15 protein-coding genes are annotated in these 15,378 nt (G+C 72.6%); 11 read left to right on the top strand and 4 right to left on the bottom strand.

Annotation, left to right across the window (positions count from 1 at the left end; all coding sequences use genetic code 11):
• Positions 1-197 precede the first annotated feature (197 nt).
• The 6 genes from Asi03nite_RS29175 (at position 198) to Asi03nite_RS29150 (ending at position 5,051) form a co-directional block, all read left to right on the top strand.
• Entirely contained in the window at positions 198-1,139 is a 942-nt protein-coding gene (locus tag Asi03nite_RS29175) for an ATP-binding protein (protein ID WP_203683689.1), read from the top strand.
• A 358-nt stretch (positions 1,140-1,497) separates the two neighbouring features.
• Positions 1,498-2,229: an alpha/beta fold hydrolase gene (locus Asi03nite_RS29170; RefSeq protein ID WP_239103012.1), complete on the top strand. Its 732-nt coding sequence runs from the start codon at positions 1,498-1,500 to the stop codon at positions 2,227-2,229.
• Positions 2,230-2,239: 10 nt separating this feature from the next.
• Entirely contained in the window at positions 2,240-2,407 is a 168-nt protein-coding gene (locus Asi03nite_RS29165; RefSeq protein WP_203683688.1) for a hypothetical protein, read from the top strand.
• Positions 2,404-3,060, top strand: a complete 657-nt coding sequence (locus Asi03nite_RS29160) for an HAD family hydrolase (protein ID WP_203683687.1) — start codon at positions 2,404-2,406, stop codon at positions 3,058-3,060. The genes Asi03nite_RS29165 and Asi03nite_RS29160 overlap by 4 nt, the downstream gene beginning before the upstream one ends.
• Before the next feature lie 30 nt (positions 3,061-3,090).
• Positions 3,091-4,275: a hypothetical protein gene (locus Asi03nite_RS29155; RefSeq protein WP_203683686.1), complete on the top strand. Its 1,185-nt coding sequence runs from the start codon at positions 3,091-3,093 to the stop codon at positions 4,273-4,275.
• Positions 4,276-4,388: 113 nt separating this feature from the next.
• Complete coding sequence (locus tag Asi03nite_RS29150; protein WP_239103011.1) at positions 4,389-5,051, top strand: nucleoside/nucleotide kinase family protein; 663 nt, start codon at positions 4,389-4,391, stop codon at positions 5,049-5,051.
• Positions 5,052-5,262: 211 nt separating this feature from the next.
• On the opposite strand, the gene Asi03nite_RS29145 is transcribed toward Asi03nite_RS29150, so the two are convergent.
• Positions 5,263-6,429 carry a transporter substrate-binding domain-containing protein gene (locus Asi03nite_RS29145; RefSeq protein WP_203683685.1) on the bottom strand — a complete coding sequence of 389 codons (1,167 nt, stop codon included), beginning with the start codon at positions 6,427-6,429 and terminating at the stop codon, positions 5,263-5,265.
• A 520-nt stretch (positions 6,430-6,949) separates the two neighbouring features.
• On the opposite strand from Asi03nite_RS29145, the gene Asi03nite_RS29140 reads away from it, so the two are divergent.
• The 3 genes from Asi03nite_RS29140 (at position 6,950) to Asi03nite_RS29130 (ending at position 9,055) form a co-directional block, all read left to right on the top strand.
• Entirely contained in the window at positions 6,950-7,378 is a 429-nt protein-coding gene (locus Asi03nite_RS29140) for a hypothetical protein (protein ID WP_203683684.1), read from the top strand.
• A gap of 182 nt (positions 7,379-7,560) precedes the next feature.
• Positions 7,561-7,821, top strand: a complete 261-nt coding sequence (locus Asi03nite_RS29135; protein ID WP_203683683.1) for a BatC protein — start codon at positions 7,561-7,563, stop codon at positions 7,819-7,821.
• A gap of 1 nt (position 7,822) precedes the next feature.
• Positions 7,823-9,055: a cupin domain-containing protein gene (locus tag Asi03nite_RS29130; RefSeq protein WP_203683682.1), complete on the top strand. Its 1,233-nt coding sequence runs from the start codon at positions 7,823-7,825 to the stop codon at positions 9,053-9,055.
• A 48-nt stretch (positions 9,056-9,103) separates the two neighbouring features.
• Here Asi03nite_RS29130 and Asi03nite_RS38095 read toward each other — a convergent pair whose 3' ends face one another.
• The 3 genes from Asi03nite_RS38095 to Asi03nite_RS29110 form a co-directional block, all read right to left on the bottom strand.
• A complete protein-coding gene (locus Asi03nite_RS38095) occupies positions 9,104-11,470 on the bottom strand; it encodes a putative bifunctional diguanylate cyclase/phosphodiesterase (protein ID WP_239103010.1) in 2,367 nt (788 codons plus the stop codon).
• A 195-nt stretch (positions 11,471-11,665) separates the two neighbouring features.
• Positions 11,666-12,514, bottom strand: coding sequence for an NAD(P)H-hydrate dehydratase (locus Asi03nite_RS29115; protein WP_203683681.1), 849 nt, complete (start codon positions 12,512-12,514; stop codon positions 11,666-11,668).
• Positions 12,498-13,208, bottom strand: a complete 711-nt coding sequence (locus Asi03nite_RS29110; protein ID WP_203683680.1) for a histidine phosphatase family protein — start codon at positions 13,206-13,208, stop codon at positions 12,498-12,500. Before Asi03nite_RS29110 ends, Asi03nite_RS29115 begins: the two co-directional genes overlap by 17 nt.
• Positions 13,209-13,409: 201 nt before the next feature.
• Between Asi03nite_RS29110 and Asi03nite_RS29105 the strand changes: the two genes are divergently transcribed.
• The gene (locus Asi03nite_RS29105; protein ID WP_203683679.1) at positions 13,410-14,747 is read left to right on the top strand and encodes an AI-2E family transporter; all 1,338 of its coding nucleotides are present in this window, start codon (positions 13,410-13,412) and stop codon (positions 14,745-14,747) included.
• Between the two features lie 221 nt (positions 14,748-14,968).
• Positions 14,969-15,376 carry a hypothetical protein gene (locus Asi03nite_RS29100; RefSeq protein ID WP_203683678.1) on the top strand — a complete coding sequence of 136 codons (408 nt, stop codon included), beginning with the start codon at positions 14,969-14,971 and terminating at the stop codon, positions 15,374-15,376.
• Positions 15,377-15,378 lie beyond the last annotated feature (2 nt).

The raw sequence follows: 15,378 nt of genomic DNA, 5'->3' as shown, positions 1-15,378 counted from the left end.
CGGGCCGGGCATCGCGCGGGGCCGGGCCGGACGTGGGCCTGCGTGGGACCGTGGTCCCCGGAGCGGACCCGTACGGCGTCGTGCCCGGGTCGCGGCGGGCCGGGGCGGTGCTCCCGCCGTACTGTCGGAAATGGTTTTCATTGCTCTTCGGCGTGTTCTGCTTGCCGCGCCCTCCCGGCGGGCCTAGCGTTCTGGTAATGAAAATCGCTTTCACTGGCAAGGGTGGCAGTGGGAAGAGCACCCTGGCCGCGCTGTTCGTCGGGCACCTGCGCGACACCGGGCAGCGGGTCCTGGCCATCGACGCGGACGTGAACGTGCACCTCGCGCCGCTGCTCGGGGTCGCCGCGGCGCGCGAGGCCGCGCTGTCGCACCCGGCGAACACCGCAGCGGTGCGCCGCCATCTGCTCGGCACCAACCCGCTGGTCGGCGGCGTGGAGCACTTCGTCGCCACCACGCCGCCCGGACCCGGATCGCACCTGGTCACACTGGACCCGGCGGATCCGGTGCTGCGCGGGCACGCGGTGGCGCTCGACGGGCGGACCCACGTCATGCACGTGGGCACCTACGAACCCGAGGACATCGGCGGCGGCTGCTACCACGGGCACCTGGCCATCCTGGAGAACCTGCTCTCGCACCTGCGGCCGACCGCCGGGGACTGGGTGGTCTGCGACATGGTGGCCGGGACGGACGCGTTCGCCAACTCGCTGCACGCGCAGTTCGACGCCATCGTGGTGGTGGTGGAGCCGACGCCCGAGTCGGTCACCGTGGCACGCCGCTACCGCGAGCTGGCCGAGGCGGCCGGGGTGGGCGACCTGCTGATCTTCGTGGGCAACAAGGTGCTGGACGCCGCGGACGCCGCCTACCTGCGGCGGTTCCTGGACCTGCGCGCCACGCTGCCGGCGCAGCCCGGCCTGCGCCGGGCACGCCAGGACGGGCGCTGCCCGCGGGTGGCGGATCTGGACGACGCCGGGCCGCTGCGGACGCTGCGGGAGGCCGTCCGGCCGGTCGATCCGGAGCGGCGCGCCGCCCGGTTGCGCGAGCTGCATCTCAAGGCCGCCGACAAGGTGTGGGTACGGGCGGCGCACGGTGACGTGACCGGCCAGCTGGGCGCCGCCGAACCGGCCGGTCGCACCGCCTGAGCGGGGCCGGCGCAGAGCCGCCTCGGGCCCCGCCACGCTGCCGGAGCGCGCGGCGAGCTGGTCGAGGTGCGGGTTCTCCATCCTGAACAGTCCACGCGCGGCGATCGGCCCTATGATTTCGCGGCTCCACCTGGGCTTTTGGCGTCTCGGCTCGGGCCCGGAACTTACGCCGCTCGGCAGAAGTTGCGGATCGGCTGTCGTGCGGTGACGGTCGGGTGGGCGTCGGGGCAGTGCATATGACGTACATCAACGGTCTTGGATGTTTTGCGGATTCTCCGTAACATCCGGCGAGAGGTGGCTGCCCGATGCCGGACGGCCCGGCCACCGGCAGACCCCGGATCACGTCCCACACCTCGGGGTGAGAGGAGGCACTATTCCGTACGACGAGAGGAGCGCGAGCGGTTCCCCGGTCTTCGTCCTCCTTCACAGCCTGCTGCTGGGCCCGCTGACCTGGGCGCCGGTGGCCGGTCACCTGCCCGAGACGGTGCTGCCGTCGCTGATCGGCGTGGCCGAGGCCGAGCCGCCGTTCTGGCCCTTCGTGGTCGGCCGGATCCGGGCCGCGGCGCCGCCGGACCGGCCGGTCGTGCTGGTCGCGCACAGCAACGCCGGCCTGCTGGTGCCGGCCGTGGTGGACGCGCTGCGCGACCAGGTGGCCGGCTGCGTGTTCGTCGACGCGACGCTGCCCGCCCGGGCCGGGTCCACGCCCACCGCGACGCCGCAGCGGCTGGCCGTGCTGCGCTCGATGGCGGTCGGCGGGCGGCTGCCGCCGTGGCCGGACTGGTGGGCCGAGCACGAGATCGCCTGGTTCCCGGACGCGGTCGGCCGGGCGGCGCCGAGGATGCCGCTGAGCTACTACGAACAGCGGATGCCTGCGCCGGCCGGCTGGGACGAGCGGCCCTGCGGTTACCTGCTGTTCGGGCCGCCCTACGACCGGCAGGCGGCACGGGCGCGCGAGCGCGGCTGGGACGTCGGCCACCTGCCCGGTCACCACCTGCACCAGCTCGCCGACCCGGCCGCCGTCGCCGCGGGCATCCTCGCGATGGCCGCCCGATGGTTCTCGCACTCGCGTGACCTGCGGGACCGGTTCTAGGCTCGCCGTCATGTTCGCCGATGGACTGATCAATCTCCACACCCGTGACGTCGGGGCCGGCATCCGCTTGCACCGGGGTCCGCTCGGGCTCACCGAGACGTTGCGCCCGCCGGCCGCAGGCGTCCCCGGGCACGTCGGGTTCCGGGCCGGCGCCTTCACCGTGGCCAGGATCCGATGATCCGGCACATCGTCTGGGACTGGAACGGGACGGTCCTGGGCGACAGCCCGGCGCTGATCGCGGCGACCATCGACGCCTTCCGCGAGTGCGGGCTGCCCGCGGTCACCCGGACCGACTACCAGCGGCGCCACGTGCAGCCCATCCCGCTGTTCTACGAGCGCCTGGCCGGGCGCGAGCTCAGCGCCGCCGAGCAGGCCCGGCTCGCCGAGTGCTTCCGCGGCGCGTACGCCGTGCACCGCGAGACCGTGACGCTCACGCTGGACGCGGTGACCGCCCTCGGGCGCTGGACCGCGGCCGGCCGCCGGCAGTCGCTGCTCTCCATGTACCCGCACGCCGAGCTGGTGCCGCTGGTCACCGCGGCCGGCATCGCGCACTGCTTCGCCCGGATCGACGGGAGCGTGGGCACGGACGTGGCGTACAAGGCGCCGCACCTGGCCCGGCACCTCGCCGCGCTGGAGCTGGACCCGGGGGAGGTGCTGCTGGTCGGCGACAGCGTGGACGACGCCCGCGCGGCCGCCGGGTGCGGGGTGCGATGCCTGGTCTACCACGCCGGCGAGGACGCGCTGCACTCCCGCGAGCACTTCGCCGATCTCGGGGTGCCGCTGGTGGGATCACTGGGCGAGGCGGTGGAGGTGGCGCTGTACCTTTCATGATCGTTCCGGCGTCCTCGGAGGAGTGGTCAAGTGACGGGTACATCCGTGGCCCTGCATGTCACGGTTTCCGCCTCGGTGCTGGCCGGCCTGCCGGTCACCTGGCGCTCCCGCCGCGGTGACGGGCCCGGCCGCCGGTCGATCGGGCCGGGCGGGTGGCTGGCGGTGGTGGCCGGGCTGCTCGTCGTCAACCAGATCCTGTTCACCGTGTACGCGCTGCGGGTCCGGCACGGCGACATGTCGTATCTGGGCGGCTACGTCCCGGACGGCTGGTTCGTGCTGGCCCGCGGACCGGTGACGACCTGGCTGGCGGAGCACTGGCCGGCGCCGGAGCTGCTCGCGGTGTGCGCGCTGCGGCTGCCCTCGTTGCTGGAGCTGCCGCTCGGGATGCTCGGCTACCTGACCGTGGTGAACTGGCTCGACCCGGCTCTGTTCCGGCGGCTCACCGGCACGCCGGTGCTCGCGTTGACCAGCGCGTCGTACACCGTCACGTTCGGCCTCATCGAGCTGGCGATGGGTACGGCCTGCACGAATCAGGATCTTGTGCTGCGCGCCGTCTCCGCCGTCCTGACCGTGCTCGCCCTGCGGCGGTTGTCCCCTCGGCCGGCTCCGGCGCCGCGTACCGCCGGGGAACTGCTGGTCTTCGCGGCCTCCGCGGCGGCGCTGGGCTACCTGATCCTCGCCCTCTACGACAGTGTGCTGCTCTACAGCCTGGGCAAGGCCGGTCCGCACGTGCCCGGCGCGGTGGCGGCCGGCGCGCTGCTGGCGGCCGCGCGGATCACCGCGGCACGGCTGCGCCGCCGGCCGGTTCCGGCGCCGGCCGGCCCCGGGATCGACACGCTGTGCACCGGGCTGTCCTGGTGGCTGGCCCTGTTCCTGGTCCCGGCGCTGGCCATCCGCTACGAGCTCGGCTTCGGCTCCCGGGCCTTCGCGGCCGCCGCCGGCCTCCTGGTGATCGCCGCGGCGACGGCCGCGACATTCGTCGAGGTGTACGGCCGCCTGCCGGGCGTCGGCCGGGCGGCCGCGGTCCGGCGCTGGCTGTCCGGCCTGGCCGTGGCCGGGGTGGCCGCGGTTCTCGCCGCGGCCGCCGGGCTGGCCGTCCCCGCGAGCCATCAGGAGCTGCGCCTGCTGTGGGCGGCCACGCTGTTCGTCCTGACCGCCACCGGGATCTCGGCGGCCTGGGACCGGGCCACCCGGCCCGACCCGGTCACAAAGTAACGTACCGTCATTGACGTAACGCTTGCGGCGCCGCGGGGTCGGGCCGCCTGCCGCACCTGACGGCGGGCCCGCCGCGGGAGGCGGGCGGGCGGCGGGTCTGGCACGCTGGTCCGGTGCCCGGCTCAGCGCAACGACAGGATGTCATCGGCCATGTCGCCGGGCGGATCCCGGCGTCGCGGGGCGGCGCCTGCCTGCGGGTCGCCGTCGACGGGCCGGACGGATCCGGCAAGACCACCTTCGCCGACGAGCTGGGCGCGGCGGTACGAGCGCTCGGCCGTCCGGTCGTGCGCGTGTCGCTCGACGACTTCCACCACGTCCGGGCGGTGCGGTACCGGCAGGGCCGCGAGTCGCCGCAGGGCTTCTGGGAGGACTCGTACGACTATCAGCGTTTTTGTGCCGACGTCCTGGAGCCGTTCGCGCCGGGCGGCTCCCGGTGCTACCGGCCGGCCGCCCACGACCTGGCCACCGACACGGTGCTGCGGCCGCCGGCACGGACCGCCCCGGCCGGGACGGTCGTCGTCGTGGACGGGCTCTTCCTGCACCGCGACGAGATCGGCGACGTGTGGGACCTGTCGGTGTTCCTGCGGGTGCCGTTCGCGGTGACCGCGCGGCGCATGGCCCGGCGGGACGGCACGCACCCCGATCCGGCGCACCCGAGCATGCGCCGCTACGTCGAGGCGCAGCGGATCTACTACGCCGCGTGCTCGCCGCAGCGGCGGGCCGACCTGGTGATCGACAACGCGGACTTCGACGCGCCCCGGATCGTCCGGGAATGACGTCTCAGGAGTCGGGCGAGACCGACGAACCGTCGTGAGTGTCGAAGCGGCCTCCCAGCGCCCTGCCGGGCGGCGGAGCCGGTTTGGCGGTGCCTGTGTTCCACGACGTGGCGCAGCCCGCCCGGGCCGCTGATCCCGGGTGTCCCGACGTGCGGGACGAGTGGCTTTCCCGGGCCGGGCGCCGGAAGGGGAGGTGCGACTGAACCGAAGGCTAGACGCAGATGGGAGAGCCGCTCGGCCCCCAGTCCAAAGCGTCGAAGTTCGGACGGTGCCAATCCGTCTTCAGTGGTCCCAGCAAGGACTTGAGATGGTGAGAATAAGCGTGACCGTAGCCCTCGTCGGGGTTCTTGGTTTGTTCCACGAACTGCCTGATCACCCTGGTGAGGTCGCGGCAGGTGGCGGGATGGTCATTCCTGATGGCGACGCCGTAATATTGCGGCTTGTCGCCTGTCCTCCACCCGGCCAGCCCGGGGTCGCCATCCTTGACCGATCCGCTCCCCGCCTCGATGTTCGGGTGGCGTCGATTCGCGTCGAATACCGCAGCATTCGGGTTGTAGGCCTTCAGCGTGCTCCAGTCGGTGGCCGCGTATGAGACTTCACTTTCCGGATCAAATAATCTACGCAAGCAGTCCGCAGTGGTTTGGTAGTTGCTGTCGGCGACGGCTCCGCCGTTCTTGGGATCCTGTGTATTGATGAAATCCTGCATCGGGTTGTTTCCCGTAGTCCCAAGGACCCCGCATACGGTCGGATTCGCTACTCCGGGTATCCTTTTCGTCCAGATTCCTTTCTTGATCTTTTCGGCGTTGCCCCAGACGCCTGTGGTGTCGAGGTAGTAGGGGCCGGCGAAATCAACCTCGTTCGTGCGGGAGATGGTCGCTGTGTAGGAGGAGACGACCATGTCGACACGCTTGTCCTTGAGGGCTTCCTCGCGTTCCCTCTGGAAGAGTCTGATCTCTTCCGTCTGGATGCCGTATTCGTCGGCTATCCACTTTATGAGCTCCTCGTCGAACTCGGGCCATCCGGGAATGTCGCCGGAGACTCCGACTTTGACCGTCCCCGAAAAATACAGTGACGGTTTGTCGTCGCCTATGGGGGCGGGCCAGATGAAGGCCCAGGCGACAAGCAGGACGGTTACCGTGCTTGATCCGATCGCCGGCCAGATTCCGAATTTCGATCCACCCTGGGCGGGTCCTAGTCGGGTCAACAGCGCTGCGACGATGGCGAGGCCGGCCGCGATGCCGACACCCGTGAAGTTCACGGCATTGGCGTCGAGGCTCAGAAGGCCTATGCGGATCGCCAGAGCGACTGCCGCGGCTGTTGGAAAGGCCCACCCGAACAATTCAGGCCACGCTTTGCCCGGGATTTTCGGAATACCCATTTCTTCTCCATCGTGGGCCGCTCGCTCATTGACATCGGGTGCAGCCGAAGGAATGTAGCAAAGGGCGAGCGCCGAGGACAGTACACGTAGGGGTGGATCGCTGTCCCCAAAGGTGATTGAACTTCTCGGCACGCCCGTATGGTCGATCACATGATGTCTTCATCTGTCGTTGGCCGGGTGCGCTGTGGGTTCGCAAGGCGTATGCAGGGAAATTGCCAGATTCCGGGGGACCACGCTGCGTGCACGCCGGTAACTGCCGCGAGCGCGCCTGCGGCGGCGGTCGTCGCCGGCTCTCGCGGCACCCGTCCTCGCCGCCGTGGCCGGACTCGGACTCGGTGACGGCGGCGTCCGGGATACAGCGGACGTCTCCGCGCCAGGCGTCACGACCCTCCTTGACGGCGACGGCGACGGCGGCGATGACCAGCGTGGCTGCGGGCCTCCTCCGGGCCCATCGGGCACAAGCCGCCCGGTTGGTGCCGTTATGCTTCGTGCGGCGACCGACAAGATCTTTGGGGGAGTCGTGGGCGACCTTCTCAAGGAGCACGTCAAGAACGTGCTCGAAGCCAATTTCGCGGGCATCGGCGAGACCCGTCGCCGCGTCGACGACCTGGAGGCGCGCGGCCACCGGATCGTCACCGGCGGTCAGATCGGCCAGGACGGCTGGGACATCATCGACTGGCGGACCAACGAGATCCTCGCGGCCGGCGACGGCGGCCCCGAGGAGTACGCGGCCGCCACCCGCGAACTGGACCCGGACGGCATGTTCGTGCACTACGACCGCATCCTCGACGAGCAGGACCTGGAGTACGTGTCGACCCCCGGCCTGCCCGACGGGCTGGCCAACGCGGTCGAGGACTGGGTGCTGTCCGACGACGCCGACCCCGAGGAGATCGCCGGGTTCATCGGCTGGCCGGTCGAGAAGGTCGAGGAGTACCAGGCCGACAGCTGACCGGATCGGAAGCGCGCCGGCGCCGGCCAGCCCTAGCGTTTGCGGAACGCGGCCCGGTAGCTCCTCGTCGTCGTGGTCCTGATCGCGGCGGACCCGGCGGCGCAGCTGACGGGATTATCGGGATCTCTTTGGGGGTACGGCGTGACCACCACACCCGACGAGGTCCGAATCAGGGGATCGACATGGCACTGAGCAACGACGACATCATCAACTCCGACCCGGCGGACAAGGACGCCGAGGGTCCCGCCGACGGCGGCGCGTACCCGGGCGGCCACGACGGCGGCGCGGACGGCGGCGCGGGCAGCGAGGGCCCGGCCGACGGCGGCGCCGACCCGGGCGCGGTGGACGGTGGAGCCGACGGCGGCGCGTCCGACGAGGGCCCGGCCGACGGCGGCGCGAACCCGCTGGGCCACGACGGCGGCGCCGACGGGTCCGCATCCTGACATGACGACCGCCCTCACCAGGCACGACAGTGCCCTGTCCCGCGCCGTCGCGGTGGACCGGGACGAGTTCGCCGCCGTGTACTGGGGACGGGAGCCGCTGCTGTCCCGGGCCGCCGATCTCGGCGGCCCGGGCGGTTTCACGGACCTCCTGTCGTCCGGCGCGGTCGACGAGCTGCTCAGCCGGCGCGGCCTGCGCACACCCTTCCTGCGCGTGGCCCAGCAGGGCAAGGTGCTGCCCGCCGGCCGCTACACCGGCGGCGGGGGAGCCGGCGCCGAGGTCGCCGACCAGGTGTACGACGAGCAGGTCATGCGCCTGTTCGCGAACGGCGCCACGCTGGTCCTGCAGGGACTGCACCGGCTCTGGCCGCCGCTTGTCCACTTCACCGGCCGGCTGGGCGCCGAGCTGAACCGTCCGCTGCAGGTCAACGCGTACCTGACGCCCCCGTCCAGCCAGGGCTTCGCCACCCACTACGACACGCACGACGTGTTCGTGCTGCAGGTGGAGGGCACCAAACGCTGGCTGATCCACCCGCCCGTGCTGCCCGACCCGCTGGAGAAGCAGCCCTGGGGCGGCCGTGCCGACGAGGTGGCGGCCACCGCCGAGGGCTCGCCCGCGCTCGACGTGGAGCTGCGGCCCGGCGACGCCTTGTACCTGCCGCGCGGGTGGCTGCACTCGGCCCGGACCACCGAGGGCCGTTCCCTGCACCTGACCGTCGGCATCCGCGGACTGACCCGCTATGCGCTGGTGGAGGAGCTGCTGGGGCTGGCGATGGCGGACTCGCGGCTGCGCGCGACCCTGCCGTACGGCTTCGATCCGTGCGACCCGGAGGCCGTCGGCGCCGAGGTGACCGCCACCGTCGACGCCCTGCGCTCCTGGCTGACGACAGCGGACCCGGCGGAGGTCGGCGCGCGCCTGCGCGACCGCATCGTGCCGGCCACCCGGCCGGCGCCGCTCAGCCCGCTCGCCCAGCTCGACTTCGCCGATCGCCTCGCCGCGTCCGACGAGATCGTGCTGCGTCCCGGGCTCAGCTGGTCGCTGACCCGGACCGAAGAGGAGATGACGCTGCGCCTGCCGGGCCGGACGCTGACGCTGCCCGGCTACTGCGAGACGGCGGTACGGCTCGTGCTCGACGGCGAGCCGCACGAGGTGGGGCGGCTGCCGCTGGACGGGTCGGACAGCGTGGTGCTGGTGCGTCGCCTGCTCGTCGAGGGTGTGGTGGTGCCCGCCGGCTGATGGGGTGACCTCTCACCGGATGCCTGGCGTTCCGGGAGGGGTGGCGAGTCAGGCGGCGAGACGGCTGTTCTCCTCGAGGAGAGCGTCGATGCCGGCGGCGGGGAGGGGAGGGGCGAAGTGGAAGCCCTGGGCGTGGCGGTAACCGAGTTCGTGCAGGCGCCGCGCCTGTGCGGCGGTCTCGACGCCCTCGGCGACCGTGTAGAGGCCCATCCTCTCGGCGATCCCGTGCACCGCGATGGCGATGGCCTCCTGCTGCGGGGTGCCGCCCAGGCCGTCGACGAAGGACTTGTCGACCTTGATGGCGTTCACCGGGCAGGTACGCAGCAGGCCCAGCGACGAGTGGCCGGTGCCGAAGTCGTCCAGGGCCAGGTTGACGCCGAGCTGGGAGAGCGCCTGCACGGTGGTCAACGCGCGGCCGCCGGCGAAGACGGCGGTTTCGGTGATCTCGATGGTCAGGCGGTTCGCGGGTACGCCGTGCCGGGCCAGCGCGGACGCGACGACCTCGGGGAGGTTCGGGTCGAGCAGCTGGCGGGCGGAGACGTTGACGGCGATCGAGCGGAGGGCGTCCTGGCCGTGCCGCCGAAGCCACTGGGCCGCCTGGGCGCAGACCGTGTCGATGATCCAGGCACCCAGTTCGACGATCAGGCCGGTGTCCTCGGCGACCGGGATGAAATCGGCGGGGGAGACCGTGCGGCCGTCCGCCGGGGTCCAGCGGATCAGCGACTCGACGCCGGCCACGGTGCCGTGCGGGAGCCGGACGATCGGCTGGTAGAGCAGGTGGAACTCGCCCGCGCCGAGCGCCCGGCGCAGGTCCGCGGCGATCGTGGCACGCTGGGACAGCCGCTGCTCCAGCGACGCGTCGTAGCGGACGACCCGGTCGCCGGCGCCCGAGGCGGCCTCCCGCAGGGCGATCTCGGCCTGCCGATACAGGTATGCCGAGCCGCGGCCGCAGCCGGTGGGGTGGAGGGCCACGCCGGCCAGAAGTCCTGAGCCGGCGGAAATGCCCGCGCCGGGAAGGCCCACGCCGGCCGGGACGCCCCCGCGGGAAGGGCCGGCGGTGCCGGCGGAGGTCGCGATCCCGATCGAGACCTCGACCAGCACCTCGTGGCCGGCCGCGTCGAGCGGCTCGGCGTTGGCGGCCAGCACCCGGGAGCTCAGATCAGCCGCACCGGGGACCAGCAGGCCGAACTCGTCGCCGCCCAGGCGGGCCACCACGGCGCCCTCGCCGGCCAGGGCGCGGAGGCGCCGGCCGTACGCGATCAGCAGAGCGTCTCCCACAGCCGGCCCCAAGCCGTCGTTGACCGCCCGGAAGTCCTTGAGGTCGATCAGCAGGACCGTGTGCGTATCGGTCGCCTCGGTCAGCGCCGCGGTGAAGTAACGGCGGCTGTGCAGGCCGGTCAGCTCGTCGTGCATGGCCTGGTGGGCGACGGTGTCCAGCAGCGTGCCGTTCTCCGCCAGCGTGACCGTCTGGCGCGCCACGACCAGCAGCAACAGGCACGTGGTGCCGGTCACCTGGACGGCGCCGAGGTGCCCGGTGCGCAGGAAGACCGTGGCCACCAGCACGCTGACCAGGCCGGTGGCGACCAGCGGGATGGCGGTGCCGCGGCGGTACGACGACAGGTCCAGCACCCGCGCGCCGGGCGTCCCGGCACCGCGCTGCTGCGCCCGGGCGGCGAGCACCCCGAACAAGCCGACGAACGGGAGCACCGCGGCGCTGCCGTTCAGGTGCGGCCACGGCTCGAGCATGGTCATCAGGACCGTGGAGAGCGGCCCGGCCAGCCCGATCGGCGCCAGCCACCACAGCGCGGCCCGGGGGACCGGGCTGCGTCGCGCCGCCATGATCTTCACGATGACGACAGCGCCGACGCCGGCGATCGCCATGATGGCGACGCTCAGCCACCAGGCGGACGCGCTGAGCTTGAAGCTGTGCACGAACCAGCCGAGATACTCCGAGGCGGCGATCGCCCCGGTGACCGCGACCACGGCGACGTCGAGCACGGCGGTGGTGAGCTGGCGCCACGAGCTGCCGCCGCCGGGCAGGCGCAGCAGGGCGGTGCTGCCCAGGATCGTGGCGATCACGTAGCACGTCAGGGTGCGCGGACCGACCGGGGGCAGACCCGTGTACGGCATCGTGCTGACGTCCACGGTCTGGCTGATCGCGGCGACCAGGACGACGCCCATCGCCACGGAGAGCCGGGCCCAGAACGTACGCAGGTCGTTGTCGATCCCGGGGGAGCCGAAGGCTCCGGCGGCGCCGCGGAACGCGGCGACCGCGAGCATGACACCGCCCACCGCCGGCGCCCACACCAGCAACCGCGGAAAGCCGGCGTGGGTGCCCAGCACGATCAGCAGCACCTCGGCCGCGGCCAGCAGGGCGGCGGCGGGCGTGTACCAGGATCGCCAACGGCCCGCCACAGTGCCCCCTGCCTCGTCATGGTTTCCGCAGCATGGCGAGATCGGCGCGGACGGCGCCGAGCTGAGGCCTTCGCCGGGACGATCATCGCCGGCGGACCTGGGAAGCGCGGCGAGCACGGCCGGGCGACCGCGGTGAACACTGCCCGGCGGGCCGCCGGGAGCACCGCCCGTCCGGGCCGGGGAGGGCGGGCGGCGTCAGACCGTGGCCAGCGTGTACGCGACCTCGTCCACCAGTTCCCGGGCCAGGAACCCGGTGCGGCCGCGGCGCGGGGCCAGGCGCTGACCGCTGACCGCGTGGGCGAAGGCCGCCCAGCAGGCCGCCTGCGCCGGCTCGGCGCCGCGGGCGAGCAGCCCGGCGACGATCCCGCCGCGGACGTCGCCGCTGCCCGAGGTACCCAGGCCGGCGTCGCTGCTCTGCTCGTGCCAGACCCGGCCCTGCGGGTCGGCGATCCGGCCGTAGAGCGAGGCCACCGCGTGGTACCGGGAGGCCAGCGCCCGGCTGGCGCCGGCCAGGTCGTCGCCCGGCTCGTGGCCGAGCAGGTGCTCGGCCTCGACGAGGTTCGGGGTGAGCACCGCCCGGGACTGCTTCAGCAGGGACGGATCCTTGCTGAGGGCGCCCAGGGCGTACGCGTCCAGCACCACGCCGGTGTCCGGCCCGGCCGCGCCGAGCACCTGCCGCATCAGCGCGTCGGTCTGGCCGATGTCGTCGAGTCCCGGGCCGATCAGGATCGCGTCCGCCTCGGCGGCCAGCTCGGTCACCTGGCCGGGCAGCGGCTCGCCGCCGGACCGGAACCCGACGACCTTGGCTTCGGGGACCGCGATGCTCAGCGGGATCGCGGTCTCCTCGGTCACCGCCAGCTGCAGCCGGCCGGCGCCGGCGCGCAGCGCGGCCTCGCCGGCCAGCAGCACGGCCCCCGGGTTGAACCGGGAGCCGCCGACGACCAGGACCGTGCCGCGGGTCTTCTTGTCGCTCCCCGGATCGGGCAGCGGCCAGTCCCGCAGCAGGTGCGGGGTGATGACACGGTCCTCAGGCTGTCTCGGCACGGACTTCCTCCTGTTCGGTGGCGGGCGCGCCGTGGGCCTCCAGGTGCCCGACGTCGTTGAAGCGCTCCGGGCTCAGGCGTCCGCCGTCGCCCCGCCACGAGCTGATCGAGCAGTTCGCGATGGCCTCGCCCCGGGCCAGCGCCATCAGCTCCGGCTCGGCCAGGCCTTCGGCCAGCGAGCGGATCAGCCACACGGTGGCCTCGTGGCCGACGAGCAGGATCCGGCCGCCCGGGTGGTCCTCGCGCAGCTCGCGCAGCAGCGACCGGAGCCGCAACAGCACGTCGGCCCAGCTCTCGCCGCCGGGCGGGCGGTAGTAGAACTTGCCGAGGCGGGCGCGGCGGCGGGCCTCCTCGGGGAAGCGGGCGTGCACGCCGGCGTTGGTGAGCAGGTCGAGGACGCCGAGCTCCCGGTCGCGGAGCCGTTCGTCGACGACGACGGGGATCCGGAGGCCGGAAGCGGTCTGACGAGTCCGCAGATATGGTGACACTATCGCCATATCCGGTCTTGCAGGACTCTGCTCGAAAAATCGTGCGACGGCCTGTGCCTGTCGCCGCCCGGTCTCCGACAGCGGCACGTCGGCGTCGCGCTCCGCAAGGTCGATCACCTCGGCGTGGCCGCGCTCGGCCTCCGCCGCGGCCACGTTTCCGACGCTCTCACCGTGCCGGACGATTCCCAGCCACGCGAACTCTTTCATGCGCCGCTGATACCCAGCTCGCGCACCTTGATGCGCGGGCCCGGAAGCCCGCGCCCCACCACGCCGCGCCGGCCGCGACCACCCACAGCACTATCAGCGCCCAGCGCACGATTCGCCACATGCGCGGACCCCGGACCCGTTGGTCAAGCATGAAATCACGTGTCCCCGGGCATCGGTGCAGCAACCGAAGGGGAAAACCTGATGAGCTGGGCACAGACGGTCCGGGAACGCGCCCGGACGACACTGGCGACCGCCGCCAGTCGCAACACGCCGCCGCCGTTCACGGCCGGCCCGGAACTCGCCGAACCCACCACACCCGTCGTGGTGGTGAACCAGCCACCGTCGTCGGCCGCCGACGTGCTGCCCCGCGGGGTGCGCACGGCCGGGGCCTGGGCGTGGCGCTTCATCCTCTTCGTCGTCGCCGGGTACCTGTTGCTGCGGATCATCGGGCTGCTGCACGTGGTGCTCATCCCGGTCGTGGTGGCGCTGCTGCTGGCGGCGCTGTTCCAGCCGCTGAGCGCGCGGCTGGTACGCAACGGCATGAAGAAGTCGCTCGCCGCCGGACTCGTGGAGGTGGCCGCACTGCTGGTGGTCTTCGGCGGGCTCGGGCTGATCGTGCGGACCTTCATCAGCCAGTTCGACAACCTGTCCACACAGGTCGGCCAGGGCGTCGACGAGGTGCAGCGGTGGCTGCGCGACAGCCCGCTGCACATCACCGACGCGCAGCTGAGCCAGTACGTCGACCGGGCCCGGGACTCGCTGACCGCCAGCCAGGGCTCGATCACCAGCGGCGCGCTGAGCACCGCGACCACCGTCGGCGAGGTGGTCACCGGCTTCTTCCTGGTGCTGTTCACGCTCTTCTTCTTCCTGCGCGACGGCGGCCAGATCTGGACGTTCCTGTGCCGGCTGCTGCCGCGGGACGCGCGGGTGCCCACCGCCCGGGCCGGTCACTACTCGTGGCACACGCTGGTGTCGTACGTCCGGGCCACGGTCCTGGTGGCTTTCGTCGATGCCGTGGGCATCGGCATCGGTCTGTTCGCGCTCCGCGTGCCGATGGCGCTGCCGCTCGCCGCCCTGGTCTTCCTCGGCGCCTTCATCCCGGTCGTCGGCGCGACGATCAGCGGTGCGGTGGCGGTGCTGGTGGCGCTGGTGGCCAACGGCCCGGTGGCCGCGATCAGCGTGCTGGCCGTCGTGATCGCGGTGCAGCAGTTGGAGGGCCACGTCCTGCAGCCGCTGATCATGGGCCGGGCGGTGGCGCTGCACCCGCTCGCGGTGATCCTGGCGATCGCCGCCGGCGTCGTGGTGGCCGGCATCGTCGGCGGCCTGATCGCGGTGCCGCTGCTGGCCGTGCTGAACACCGCGATCCGCTACCTGGTGGACCACCCGGACGGCGAGCCGACCCCGGACCGTGAGCCACCGGGCACCGAACCCACCGACGACGACGAGGCGGCGGCGCAGGACCGGGTCGAGGCCGCGTCGCGCAGCCTCGACCCGGACAACCCGCCGCCGGGTGAGACGTCGGTGGCCCCCGCGTCCTAGGTCCCGGCTCCGGCCGAGGACATCGGCGCCGAGGGGTGGCGGTCGCCGCCGACCGCCCCCTTCGCGCCGCCGTCTCGATCTCCGCGAGATCGGCAGCGGTCGGCTCCAGGTCCGTGGCGGACAGGGCGTCAGCGTGCCAGCCGGCTGCGTGCGGCCGGGCGTGGGAATCGGCCCGGGAAGCGGACTGCGGATATTGATCACGCCGGCTATCGTCCCCGGGCATGACGGCACAGCACCTGCTCGCCGCGGCGCAGACCTGCGACCGGGCCTTCGGATTCCTCGTCGGGGAACTGGGCTACCGGCGTGACCCGGCCCGCTACGAGCACGGCGGGTTCGCCCTGCGCTACCGCGGGCCGGTCACCGGCGTGGTGGTCGCCTGGTATCCGCGCGACACCCTCAAGGTCTGGGTCGTCCGGCTGGCCGGCGGCGAGTTCCCGAAGGGACCGGACGCCGGGCGTAACCGCTTCGCCCTCGAGGACGTCGAGGCGCTCAGCGGCCATGCCCGGCGGGTCGGCCCCTGGCAGCTGCACGTCGTGCCGAACGACGAGACCGCCCGGCTGCTGGCGGGCAACCTGCGCAGGTACGCGGCGGACCTGCTCGGCGGCGACCTGAGCCGGCTGCCCGGCTGAGG

This window comes from Actinoplanes siamensis, assembly GCF_016862395.1.
GTDB classification, from domain to species: Bacteria; Actinomycetota; Actinomycetes; order Mycobacteriales; family Micromonosporaceae; genus Actinoplanes; species Actinoplanes siamensis.
Note: the sequence above shows the minus strand (reverse complement) of the source record. Positions and strands in the feature narration are given on the sequence as shown.